The organism is Verrucomicrobiales bacterium, assembly GCA_016793885.1.
In the GTDB taxonomy this organism is placed as follows: domain Bacteria; phylum Verrucomicrobiota; class Verrucomicrobiia; order Limisphaerales; family UBA11320; genus UBA11320.
Genome location: JAEUHE010000225.1, coordinates 1 through 12,818 on the forward strand (window position 1 = coordinate 1; position 12,818 = coordinate 12,818).

At 58.3% G+C, this 12,818-nt stretch carries 7 protein-coding genes and 1 tRNA gene; 1 reads left to right on the top strand and 7 read right to left on the bottom strand.

The window, feature by feature from the left end:
- Nucleotides 1–72 precede the first annotated feature (72 nt).
- The 7 genes from JNN07_24575 to JNN07_24605 all read right to left on the bottom strand — a co-directional run bounded on the left by JNN07_24575 (nucleotide 73) and on the right by JNN07_24605 (nucleotide 10,922).
- The gene (locus tag JNN07_24575; GenBank protein ID MBL9170931.1) at nucleotides 73–1,557 is read right to left on the bottom strand and encodes a DUF1501 domain-containing protein; all 1,485 of its coding nucleotides are present in this window, start codon (nucleotides 1,555–1,557) and stop codon (nucleotides 73–75) included.
- Between the two features lie 6 nt (nucleotides 1,558–1,563).
- Entirely contained in the window at nucleotides 1,564–4,716 is a 3,153-nt protein-coding gene (locus JNN07_24580; GenBank protein ID MBL9170932.1) for a PSD1 domain-containing protein, read from the bottom strand.
- Nucleotides 4,717–5,329: 613 nt separating this feature from the next.
- Nucleotides 5,330–6,913, bottom strand: coding sequence for a phage tail sheath family protein (locus JNN07_24585; GenBank protein MBL9170933.1), 1,584 nt, complete (start codon nucleotides 6,911–6,913; stop codon nucleotides 5,330–5,332).
- Between the two features lie 119 nt (nucleotides 6,914–7,032).
- Nucleotides 7,033–7,944 (bottom strand): DUF3500 domain-containing protein, encoded by a 912-nt coding sequence (locus JNN07_24590; protein MBL9170934.1) that lies wholly within the window; start codon nucleotides 7,942–7,944, stop codon nucleotides 7,033–7,035.
- Between the two features lie 389 nt (nucleotides 7,945–8,333).
- Nucleotides 8,334–8,410: transfer RNA gene (locus tag JNN07_24595), tRNA-Met, on the bottom strand.
- Nucleotides 8,411–8,664: 254 nt separating this feature from the next.
- Nucleotides 8,665–9,468 (bottom strand): sugar phosphate isomerase/epimerase, encoded by an 804-nt coding sequence (locus JNN07_24600; GenBank protein ID MBL9170935.1) that lies wholly within the window; start codon nucleotides 9,466–9,468, stop codon nucleotides 8,665–8,667.
- A gap of 143 nt (nucleotides 9,469–9,611) precedes the next feature.
- Complete coding sequence (locus JNN07_24605; GenBank protein ID MBL9170936.1) at nucleotides 9,612–10,922, bottom strand: MFS transporter; 1,311 nt, start codon at nucleotides 10,920–10,922, stop codon at nucleotides 9,612–9,614.
- 114 nt (nucleotides 10,923–11,036) lie between these two features.
- On the opposite strand from JNN07_24605, the gene JNN07_24610 reads away from it, so the two are divergent.
- The gene (locus JNN07_24610) at nucleotides 11,037–11,897 is read left to right on the top strand and encodes a DUF4159 domain-containing protein (GenBank protein MBL9170937.1); all 861 of its coding nucleotides are present in this window, start codon (nucleotides 11,037–11,039) and stop codon (nucleotides 11,895–11,897) included.
- Nucleotides 11,898–12,818: the final 921 nt, after the last annotated feature.

Below are 12,818 nucleotides of genomic sequence, written 5' to 3' on the forward strand. Positions count from 1 at the left end.
GAGGTCCAAGATCTTCTGAACTTGTGGGTAATGCTTAGGTCGTGCCACCGCACTCCAGAGCGACACGATCCGTTACGCCAACAACTCTTTCACGACTCGAGCCTCTTCCACACCGGTCAAACGCTGGTCGAGTCCCTGGAACTTAAAGGAGAACCGCTTGTGATCAATACCTAGGCAATGCAGCATGGTCGCATTGAACTCATTGATGTGCACCGGATTCTCGACGACGTTGTAGCTGAAGTCGTCGGTCTCGCCGTACGAGGATCCGCCTTTCACCCCGCCACCCGCCATCCACATGCAGAAGTTGCGCGGATGATGATCTCGGCCGTATGTGTCGGCTGTCAGCTTCCCTTGGGAATATACGGTCCGTCCGAACTCCCCGCCCCACACCACCAAGGTCGAGTCCAGCAGACCGCGTTGCTTAAGGTCACGCAACAGAGCTCCGATGGGTTGGTCCGTGTCCTCGCACTGGTTCTTCAGAGCCACAGGTAAATTGTCGTGCTGATCCCACCCGCGGTGAAGAATTTGCACCACCCGCACGCCACGTTCCACTAAGCGGCGGGCCATGATCGCTGAGTGCGCAAAGGTTCCGCTCTTCTGCACATTCTTGCCGTACAGACCGAGAGTGGCTTCCGATTCCTTTGTGAGATCCGTGAGCTCTGGAACACTGGTCTGCATGCGGAACGCCATTTCATATTGGGCGATTCGCGTTTGAATCTCAGGATCTCCAAATCGCTCGAACGATTTTCGATTCAGGCGATTCAGTGCTTCGAGCAGGGTGCGTCGGTCGCCCGACTCCACTCCTGGGGGGTTCTTGATGAACAAGACGGGATCACCCACTGACCGCAACGCCACGCCATTGTGCTTGGTCTCGAGAAAACCGCTTCCCCACATGCGCGTGTAGATGGCTTGGCCATTTCCGGTCGACGGGAAGGTCGGCGTCATCACCACAAACGCGGGCAGGTCGTTGCTCTCACTTCCCAACCCATAGCTCAGCCAGGAGCCCAGACTGGCTTTTCCTGGCACCTCGCTGCCGGTCATTACAAACGTGCAGGCTGGGTCGTGATTGATCGCGTTGGTGTGAACTGATTTCACCAGCGCGATGTCGTCCGCGAACTCGGCGGTGTGGGGAATCAACTCGCTGATCCACCGTCCACACTTCCCATACTGTTTGAATTTGAATTTGGAGGGTGCCACCGGCAACCGTGACTGTCCGCTGGTCATGGTGGTGATCCGTTGTCCGCGGCGCACGGAGTCGGGAAGATCCTTGTCGAAGTATTCCTTCAACCCCGGCTTATAGTCCCAGAGATCCATCTGCGCCGGGCCGCCATTCATATGCAGGTAGATCACCGACTTTGCCGTGGGCGGAAAGTGTGGAAATCCCGGCAAGGGAGGATGGACACGAACCGAGGGGGTGGCGGCGGCCGCGTTGAGCGTGGATCGAAACCCGGCGCTTCCCATCAACCAAGCGAGCCCAAGCCCGCCGAGCCGCAGACCGCTCTGACCGAAGAATTGCCGGCGAGTTTGGTGCAGCTGATATTCAAGCAGAGGATTCATGGCATCTCAGTTTTGGGTGACGGTCTCATCCAGGTTCAGCAACAGATTGGCAGTGAGCGTGTAGGCGGCTAGCTCCGCAGGATCCAATCCCGCCTTGGGCTTCGACTCGCCAAAATGAATCGATGCTTCCGCGGCCTTCACGTCCGCTCGATAGCGGGCCAGGTGGGTCTGAAACGCCTCCTCCACAACCGCCACCTCGTCGCGCAAAGGCTTGCGGGCTAGAACGACCCGATAGGCAAATCGAATGCGATCGCGAACCGTCGTTCCCCCTTCCAGCATCATGCGCTGGGCCAGCGCTCGAGCTGCCTCAAAATGCTGGACGTCATTCTGGAGCTGCAGCGCTTGCAAAGGAGTGTTGCTACGTTCTCGTCGCGAGCAAAATTGCTCCCGATTTGGAGCGTCAAAGGAGGACATGAAGGGAGGCGGAGCCGTCCGCTTGAAAAAGCTATACAGACTGCGACGGTAGAGCGCCGATCCCGTATCAGCCTTGTAATCGCGCGTGTTGGAGCCGACATACGCCACCGGCTCCCAGATATTGGGAGGCTGATAGGTCCGAACCCCTCGTCCGCCAGGAGTAAGATCGATCAGACCGCTGACAAACAGGGCGTTGTCGCGAATTTGCTCAGCATCCAACCGAAAGCGGGGTCCACGGCCCAACCAACGGTTCTCCGGATCCTTCTCCAACAAGGCGGAGGTGACGCGGCCGGACTGTCGATAGGCGGCCGAAGTGAGATACATTCGGACCAAAGCCTTCACATCCCAGCCTGATTCCTGGAACGTTACCGCCAGCCAGTCGAGCAGCTCGGGATGGCTCGGGACCGCTCCCTGGGTTCCAAAGTCATCACTCGTCTTAACCAGCCCCGTTCCGAAGAACTGCTGCCAGAACCTATTCGCGGCAACGCGGGCGACCATCGGATGGTCCGGGCTGACCAGCCAACGGGCCAGATCGAGCCGGGTCGCGATATTGGTGTTCTTGAGGGGGGGAAAGATGGCCGGCACATTCGGAGTCACCTTTTCCCCTGGTCGATCATACTGTCCGCGAAGCATCACAAAACTCTCCCGCGGTTTATCTCGATCTCGATAAATCAGGCTTCCCGGGATGGCGCCCTCGGCGTCGCTACGCTTCTTACGCAAGTCGTCGACCCGCGTGTGGAGCGGCTGGAAGGTCGGCTTGAGATCGACGCAAACTCTGGAAAGAAAATAGTCGGAGAGCACTTTAGCCTGATCCGGCGCACGATTGGTGAGGCTCGTCGTTTTGAAAATCTTTTTCACCTCCTCAGGAACTCCGCCGGGTTCCTTGCCGTCGTTCTGACGCTGCCACACCAGCAGGGAGCTGGCAGGATCATTGGCGGGGTCAATTCGACCACGAACACCCACCTTATCCCAGTAAACCAATCCACCGAACTGGGTGATGGCGAAGCCAGTAACACGATCTCCTGATTTGAGGCCCACTTGGGCTGCATCGAACTCCAACTGAACCCACTCGCCCACTTTTGGAAGCGGCCCCGCATGCACTCGACCCACGGTTCCCTTGGCCCCCCACTCGATTGCATCGGCATCTCCCCAGACCATGCGATGGTCCCAGCCGCCCGAATGATACTGCAGCATGATGCTCTTGGGCTGGTTGGTGGGATCCAGGTAGACGGAGGCAAACAGCCGGGCCACCAATGGAACTTCCAGCGCAGCACTGGTGGTTTCCCAAACATCTTGTCCCAATCCCTTTTCCTCGCGACGAATGGCCCGTTTGCCAGAAAGCACCTTGCCCTCCTCCGCCTTGACCCACTTTAAGGCCGCTCCTGCGGCGGTGAGTTTTCCACCGGAAGGAAACTCATCGTCCAGCCATACCTTCTCGAAAGGCCGGGAGGCCGGCGGAGGTTGCTGGAGGGCCGGATCAACGTAGGCAACCTGGGTGAGCGCCTGGGTGACCGCCAATTGGGCTTGCGTTAGCTCGGAGGTGAGCGTGGCCAAGCGTTGGTCCATCTCGGGCGTGGGAAGCTTGACGACCGGGGCAGTCAGCAGGATGTTGCCGTCCAGAGCGGGATCCGCCGCGTTGTTAAAGAAGGCATAGAGGGAATAAAACTCCCGAGCCGACAATGGATCATACTTGTGATCATGGCACACGGCACATCCAGCGGTCAGGCCCATCCAGGCCTGGACCGTGGTCGAGGTGCGATCCACCGCATAACGAAAGAGCCACTCCGGCTCGATGGATCCGCCTTCTCCGGTGGTGACGTTGCAGCGGTTGAACCCCGTGGCCACCAACTGCTCCGAGGTGGGCGAAGGCAGGAGGTCCCCCGCAATCTGATCCACGGTGAACTGATCAAAGGGCAGGTTCCGAGCGAAGGCTTGAACAATCCAGTCGCGGTAGGGCCACATTGATCGCTCGTTGTCGAGATGCATGCCATGCGTGTCGGCATAGCGAGCGACATCCAGCCAGTGTTTTGCCATCTCCTCTCCAAAGTGGATGGATCCCATGAAGCGATCCACCCATCGCGCGTAGCTGTCGGAGGATCTATCAGCGAGGAACTCGTCGACCTCGGCGGGCGTCGGTGGGAGTCCCCGCAGGGCGAAACTGATCCGACGCAGGAGCGTCACCCGATCCGCTTCCGGCGAATAGCCGAATCCTTCCTTCTCCAGTTTCTGGAGCAGGAATTGATCAATCGGATTCTTGACCATGCGCTGGTTCTTTACCACCGGAGGCGCCGCCTTGACGGGACGCTCGAAGGCCCAGTGTTTCTGGTAAGGGGCTCCTTGTAAAATCCAGCGTCGGAGGATGTCCTTCTGTTCGGCAGTCAGGGTCTTATGAGAATCCGGCGGTGGCATCACGTCGTCCGCGTCCTGAGTGATGATGCGCTGCCAGACTTCGCTGGTGTTTAGCTGCCCTGGCTTGATCGCAGTCTTCCCGTCTTTATTGGGCTGAAGGGCGGACTCCGGAACATCCAGCCGCAAGCCAGCTTTCCGGGTCTTGGAATCGAATCCGTGACAGGCAAAGCAGTTGTCAGACAGGATGGGACGAACGTCCCGATTAAAACTTACGGGTGCCTCGGCAGGGGCGGAGAAGCCCAGATTCGCCACGGCCAGGAATCCGAGGGCCCACACCCAACCGCCGCCCCGGTGTTCCCGGGGCCACTGAATCGAGATCTTTGAAATCGAGGACATGACTGGAATACTTGATATCAAACAGACTAGACGCGGCAACAGCAACTTTTGTTCAGGACATTGCAGTTCGCCGAGTGGGAGGGACTCAGAGGAACAATGGCATCAGCGGGCCCTGCCTTGGCAAGTCCCGCTTCAGATCCGCGAACCGATCGCTCGCTCCGGTGTCGAAAGCTGTGCAAACTCGCGTGTTCGCGTGAGGTCCTGATGCCGAAGCCGAGAACCCTGCGGGTTCAAAGAGATTAGCCGGGGCGTGGAGCGCAGCGACACCCCCGGTCTGTCGGCCCCCCATTCAACAGCACCCTGAAAGGCGTGCCACCCGTCGGCCAATGGGCGGACGAACGGATTAGGTTCCTTGAAGTGGTTGACGCAAGTCTCAGAAGCCAGTGGCATCGCTGCGTGATGCTCCGTACTTTTAACAGTTCCGGGGGTGCGAGCACCCCCGGCTAAATTTCTTTGAACCCTGGGGGTTCGGGCCTTGCCGACAAAGCGAGAAAAGCCGGCGTTGCCCAGCTTGTCTAGTCCCCATTTTGGAGGTAAAGATGAGGTCGTGCCACCGTGGTCCATAGAGACTCGCTGCCCGCACGCAGTAGCCTCGCGCCGGCGGTACTTGCGGCTAGCTGGGCTGCATCTTCTGATGGATCTGAACCGCCAGGAACTCGGCCGGACGCAGGACCGCCACCAGGACCATCAGCCTCAGGGAGCCATCCAGGATGTCCTGCGCTGTCATGGTTCTTCCCAGGCCGATGGCCACACTGAACGCCTCCTCCGGCTTGGCCCCCACGAAGGCGCCTTGTTTCCACAAGTTGTCGAGGAAGTTGCTCGCCATGCTCGCTATCGTCACCCAAGTGTTCTCCGTGTTGGGCTCGAAGACATAGGCCTGCGTTGCCAACTGCAGCGATTGCTCGATCATGATGAGAGTTCGCCGCACCGAAATATACCGCCACTCATTGCTGTTGCCATCCAAAGTGCGGGCTCCCCACGGCATGACTCCCTTACCTGGAAAGTAACGGATGGCATTGATCGACTTTCCGGATGCGGCGTCAATGTTCAGGTCCGATTGAGCCGCGTCGGAGATAGCAAGTGTTACACCCAAGGCGTTGATGCCCACACGAGCTGGCGCCGCCCAAACGCCACGGCTGTCGTCTGTCGCGGCGTAGATTCCAGCCATCGCCGCACTTGGCGGCAGAGTGTTGATCTTGCCCAACACCCCCTGAACGAGCGCCGAATAGGATTTACTGGCGCCGCGGAGGGCACTCTCGAGCTGAACAGGCGTTAGAGCATTCGCCGCGGGTGGATTTGCAGCAGTCGCCAGCAAGGTTTTCACCGGTTCAGCAGCAGCTTCCGGCAGCAGCCCTGCCAGGACGGAAGGCCCGCCGAGGTTCGCCATGCCAATGTCGGCTTCGGAGACAATGGAGGTGCGCAAGAAGGGGTAGTAAGCGGCACCATAGCTAAGGAACTCGGTCCCGATCGCGATCCGGAAAGGCAGAATGTCGTCCGACATCCAGCTGGCCGGATCCGGAGCGTCGCCACCGGGCACGTCCACGATGCCGATGCGACTTCGCATCGCGCCACACTGCCGCAGCACATCTTGCATCAAGGACGCGTGCTCCCCGCGGCTCAGCAACGCCGCATCAGGAATGACAATCATCGTCGGTTCCTGCTCAGTCAGCAGCAGATCCAGTCCAGCCTTAAGATCCGCGTACAGGACGTTAGGGTTGATCAGGGCTTCGTCCTTAGCCTTGGGTTTTCCGGAAATGGGTCCATAAGAACCGATCGAAATCACATAACAAGGTCCGCCGCCATTTTGAAAGAAGAGCTTCAGGGAGGAGAACAAGTAGTAGACGGAGCCGGGGTCGGGCTCGAGGTCGTAGTGTTGCCCCGAGAGGGTGATGTCCCCTCCGCTTCCCTGCTTCGCAGGAATGGCGTGATAACGAGGCGCATACTGCTGGTCATCGGGAGCGATCTCAGGCGGCCCGCCATGGCTAGGCGTCGTTTGAACCGCGAAGTGAGCTAAGAAGTCCCCAAATGACTCGATCCTGATCGGTGTTCTGGCGCACGACCGTCCCCTGTAGACGGGATGGGCCTGGGGCGTGTAGCCAATAAACGCGGGAATCGCCGTTGCGACCTGAACCACCGAGTTCGGGAACGCATTTTTCTCAGTGATGAAGACCCCGGGGGTCTTGATAGTGTTGGGCATAGTCTCAGCGAGGCGAAGCGCGGAGTGACCTGAGTGGCCTCGGCCCGCTTACTCACCCTGTCGGGACACGCCGAGACAGGTCCAGAAAATTTTTAGCCCGCGGTCAACGAGAGGAGCAGCTAAGCGACCCCATCTCGAATATGCACGTAGCAATGGACATGAGGTTCGCCGCGAAAATACCAAACCATGCTGGGCCCCTCGATTTGCCAAACATCCCAAACGCCATCATTGCCGACATCCTGCTGCTTAAAGTAAGCCAGGCTTAAATTCTCCAGGCCCTGCTTCTGGACCAGCTTCATGGCCTCCTCGGCGTCGGGCTGGCGGAAGGGAGCCAACAAGTCTTTCATCACTTTTTGAACCAAGCCCTGCTGGTCCTTCGCAAGATCGCCAACGCGAATTCCAGGGAGCCCGGCCTTCTTTCCTGTGAGCTTGACCGTCTGCGTCGCCTGCTCGGCTCGACCTCGGCCATCGATGAGAGCCACCTCGCGTTGGCGACCATCGAGCGCCTGAAAGACCTCGTTGACGCGCTTGGCCTGATACCAGAACACATTACCCGGATGATCGGCCGGTTCGGCATCCTTCTCTCCCGCCTGATGGCCGTAAAAAATAGGGCCGCCAAAGGCTGCCCCCGCGACCGCATCGCCATCACATCGACGAGTGCAATGGCGTCCGGTGAGCACAAATTCGAACTTGCCCGTGCCAGGTTGCCCGAACAAAGCGACGGACGTGCCGGCGTTGAATCCCTTACCTTCCGAATCGTGAACCATCTGCTGCATAGCGCGATCCGCAAATTCGGGAGCGTGGAGACGACGGAAGATCTGCTCCACCAGATCTCGCTGATCGGGCTTAAGGACGTCTTGGATCGACTTCTTGGTGATGAGCCAGTTGTTGTCGACCTTCTCACGCAAGGGATGACCGAAGTCAAAACAAAGCGTGCGGCGTTGTTCCTCGGAAAGTGATTTGTAGAGCTGGGCCGCCAGGGTCTCCGAAACATCATTCGGAGTCGGGCCAGCGAGAGCCTGGTGAGGCATCCAAGCCTTACTCGCGGCGGCGACAGCCAGGCCGGCAGCAGTGGTCTTGAGGAATCTGCGGCGGGGGATGCTCTGCGGCAGAGCACAGTCGCAACTCGAAGGGGAATTCGTGGGGAGAGACATGGCTGCAACCTAGGCGGCCAGGCCACGGCAGGCAAGCGCCAAACCTTGTTCCCTTCACGACCAATTCGTTGAACGTACGTTCAACGAATTGGTCGTGAAGGGTTAGGCGCCACCGGGCGGTGGTTTCCGCGATAGAAGGTTAGGGGCAGTTTCTCTCCGCATCCTGAAGGCGGCGGGAGGCGCCCACGCGCAGAAGTCCTCACCAGGCACAAAAAAAGCCTGCCGAATGGCAGGCTTTTCAGGTCTAGGGTATTAATCCTAGGAATTGGTTGCGGGGCTGGGATTTGAACCCAGGACCTTCAGGTTATGAGCCTGACGAGCTACCAGGCTGCTCCACCCCGCGATCCGTCTGACGGGGCGCAATCTACGAGCGGGGTCCTAAGCTAGCAAGCCCTTTTCGCAAAAAACATTTTCAGCCAGCCCGTTAGGAGGTCTCCGAAGGCATCGCCGGGACGGTCGATCTGTCACGCATACCTCAATACCCCGGCTCCTACACTCCGGATTGCCAGACGGACAACGCAACTGGGATAGCGCTGTCAGGCTTCGCCTCGGGCAACTCGTCACTTATCATTCGCCACTCCTCACTCCTTCTTCTTGTTATGCCAGTTCGGCGCGGATCTTTTCGAGCAGTTGCTTGGTTTTAAGAACGCCCTCGTGTTCGCTCAGACGGGAGCCTTCATACTCAATGCCAATATAGCCGTGGTAGTGGGCGGCCAGCACGATCTTGAGCATGCGGCGATAATCCGTCTGAGTCTCGTTGCCCGCATCGTCGAAGTCGTTGGATTTGGCGCTCACCCCTTTGGCGTAGGGCATCATCTCCTCCACTCCGCGGTAGCGGTCGTAGTCGCTGAAGTTTCCAAAGTCCGGCAAAGTCCCGCAACGAAAGGACCCCACGAGGCGCATGACGCCTACCAGCCACTCCCCATTCGACGAGAGGCCCCCATGGTTTTCCACAATAATATTGATGCCCATCCGCGCCCCATACTCGGCAAGGTGGAAGAGCCCATCCGCGGCGCGCCGCTGTTGCTCTTCAAAGCTCCCTTGCCCGCCGGTGGCGGCATTGACGCGAATGGAATGGCACCCCAGGAACCGCGCGGCATCGACCCATTTGTGGTGATTGGATACCGCCTCGGATCGCTTGGCGGGATCGACGTCCCCAAGTTCCCCTTCCCCGTCGCACATGATGAGCACACTGCGAACCCCTTCCCCGTCGCATCGCGTCTTGAGCTCACGCAGGTAGGCGTAATCCTTGGCCTTATCCTTGAAGAACTGATTCACGTACTCGACGGCCCCGATCCCATAAGTCCGGCGCGCGAGGATTGGGAAATCCAGGTTCGTCATGGTCTTGGCTTCGAACAGCGTCTTGTGGAACGACCATTCGGCCAAGGAGATCTTGAACAGCTCGCCACGACCACGAATCGAGGCGCAACCGCTCAAAAGGCCCAGTGCGGCGGCACTGGATCCGTAGCCGAGGAACTGCCTTCGTGAACCGCTTCGTTTCATACCTACATTCTCCAGAGCAACAAATTGGGGGCCCAACTAAATCAGTGAGCTGGAGCCGACGACCCGGCCGCGTTTGGCTGCGTCTTACGGGGCGGATGGAAGAAGAGCGCGAGAGCGATCGCCGCAGCCAAGGACGCCGCACAGGGAACCAAGAACAGGCCTTTGAAGTCGATGACCCCGTTCGAAGTGAACTTCTCCTGCATCAACCAAGGACAGACTGAGTTGGCGACCAAAGCACCAATGCCCAGGATCATGACGTTGAACAGGCCCTGAGCGCTGGCTCGAACATCCTTCGGGAAATACTCGTCCACGAAGATGTAAACAGTGGCGAAGAAGAAGGCGTAGCAAATGCCGTGGAGCACATTGACCAGCACGATCAGCCCGGTCAGGTCGGGAAGAAACGCAAAGACGGCAAACCGGGCCGCGTGGCCCAGAATTCCGATCGTCATGGTGACCTTCCAGCCCATCTTTTTGAGAGCCGCCCCGAGGACGAACATGGTGAGGATCTCGGCAATCTGACCAATGCTCATCACGGGCATGATCCAATTGCCAGGAATGCCGACCTTACTCAGGAAGGTGCCGGTCCAATTGAAGTAGCAGTTGTGCACGAACGCATCGACGAAGGTGACAATCCAGAGAACGAGAACAAAGGGGTGCTTCAGCAAGCGGGCGGCTCCAAGCCAGGCCAGCGACTCAGCACCAGCAACCGCCGGTTTCGGCGGAGTGTGAGGCAGCGTGAGGCTGAACGCAGCCAGGAGCAGTGACGCCACCCCAGCCACGATGAAGGTCCAGGTCGTGCCCTGCTGCAGAGCCTCGCCCGTCAATCCGTTCTTGAGCACGGTTCCGAGCCAATCGACAAAGCCGGTGGCGTTCGCCGCGCGAACCTTGTCCCAGTCCACCAAGATAAAGGTAAACGGCCAGGCCGCGAGGATCCAGCCGATGGTACCGCCCATGCGCACGATGCCGAATTCCTGCTGCGCGTCCTTCATGCTGGCGAAGGCAATCGAGTTGGTGATCGAAATGGTCGGAACGTAGAGCAGGCAGTGGATCATCATCAGCGAGAAGAACGGCCAAAACGAGCGCGTGTAGGCCAGCCCCAGAATGGCCAGACCGGCCACCAAATGGCTGAAGGCCAGAAATCGCTCGGCCGCGAAATTGCGATCCGCAAACTGATTGCTAAAGAACATGCCCACAATGGCGGCAATCGGGAAGGCGTTCAGGATCCAGGATTGCTGGCCGGTGGTAAAACCAAGACTAGGCAAGTAACCAAAAATGAGCGGCAACCAGGCTCCCCAGATGAAGAACTGGAGAACCATCATGAGGAACAGTTTGAAGCGGATAGCTTTATTCATAGGTAGAAATCTCGGCGAAACTAGCCTCCCCGCCCCGCCGGTGACAAGTGTAGATTCGGATGGTTTCCCTCCCTTGCTTTCTGCTCCGCCCTATGCAAACTAGCGGCAGTCGTGATGAACCACATCGACAACTGGGCTTCCCGTCTGACGGCGATTCTGCTCGCCTGCTCCACCTTCTCCTTCTGCTCCCGTGCACAGTCCCCCCTCGACTCGGGTGAGCCACGCAACGCCCGCGAAGTGGCGTCCGAGGGCGCTCAGATGCCCACTTGGAAGGTAGATCCGGAGTTCCTCTACGAGAATTTCGCCTTCGTTCGGGTGCGCTACACGGTGGACGGAACCTACGGTTTCGGGGGGAGTGAGAATCGGTGGCTCACCGATGCTCCGGACAGCGATTTGAACTTCAGCTGGCGGCTTCAACAACTGACCTCGATCCGCGTTCATCCGGATGGTGATTTTATTTCACTCACGGACGATCGGCTCAGCAACTATCCCTTCATTTACATCGTCGAGCCCGGCCGACTGCACTTTTCCGAAGCGGAGATCAGCGCCCTTCGAAAGTATTTGCTCAATGGTGGATTTCTTATGTTCGATGATTTTTGGGGGGAACGGGAATGGCGTCCGCTGAAGCTGGAGCTGGCCCGGCTATTTCCCGACCGGGAACCTCAGGAGCTTGCGGACGATCACCCGATCTTCAGCTGTGTGTTCCCTCTCAAAGAAAAGCCACAGGTGCCCAATGTACTGACCGGCATCCGGAGTGAGATGACGGGAATCACCTACGAGAAGGGCGCCGGTCCGCCTCACTACCGCGCTATCTTTGACGACAAAGGCCGCATGATGGTGATCATCTGCCACAACACCGACAATGGCGACGGGTGGGAGCAGGAGGGTGTCAGCGAGTATTATTTCAAGGAGTTTTCCGAGAAGAAGGCCTATCCGCTGGGAATCAACATCATCTTCTACTCAATGACGCACTAGCATCGCACACCGCCTGCGCAAGAGCTTCGGATCTGGTGAGATAAAGGAACCGAAACAGCTCTCGCGCAGCCGGTGTGCGATGCTAGGAGGCACTGCGTGCGGGGAGACAGGCCCGGCAATCGTCGAACTACGGAGGGTGTTGGGACAGACTTCCGAGCTTCTTTTCCATCCGAGCAATCCCCGAAATCCGTGGTTATGATTGCCGTTTCCAGTTAGTAAGCGTAGGGACGTAAACCTCAATCGGCTGGCCCGAGGGCACGGAATCGCGCTCCGCACCTCCTTCAAAAAAAAGGCGGGGCACCGGTTTTAGATCCCGGGCCCCGTTGCAACCATAAACAACCAACAACCAAATTCTTTGTCGTCAGAATCGGCGCTCGCTTTACCTTTCTCCCGCAGCTGCCTCAGATCCTAACCACACTTCCTTCATAGCTTACTCCTTGCCAACCTCGGTAAAGGACGGCTGCTCGACGATCAAGAAGCTCCCTGTCACGCCACCCTTCGTTAGTGATTACGAAACCGCCCTCCAATTATGACTGAAATTGTGGGCGTTTTGACGGATTTGACGAGGTGACGGACCGTAGAGCCTGGCGGCAGGAGCGAGGAGTCTGCGTTTGTTTTTCGTGGCGGCCTTGGAAATCGTCAGGGCCTTTCTTACCTGTTCGAGTACTCATTGCCAGCAACCGGGAAAGTCCTGCCCAGTTGGTTAGCCCCGGCGAGGAATCGAACCGTCCCGTTCATCGTTTGTGATTATTTCCGGGTGAGGCTTGATCATTTGCACGTAGTTCCGCCTTTAGCCCAATCCATGCAGTTGAGCAAAGTCACTGTTTGAGGTGTGCTAGCGGTATTACATGAAAAACTCAACTAAGCACCTCGACGTATCGAGTCCCCAAACAGTGACGGAGTTTATTAAGCTGCATAACG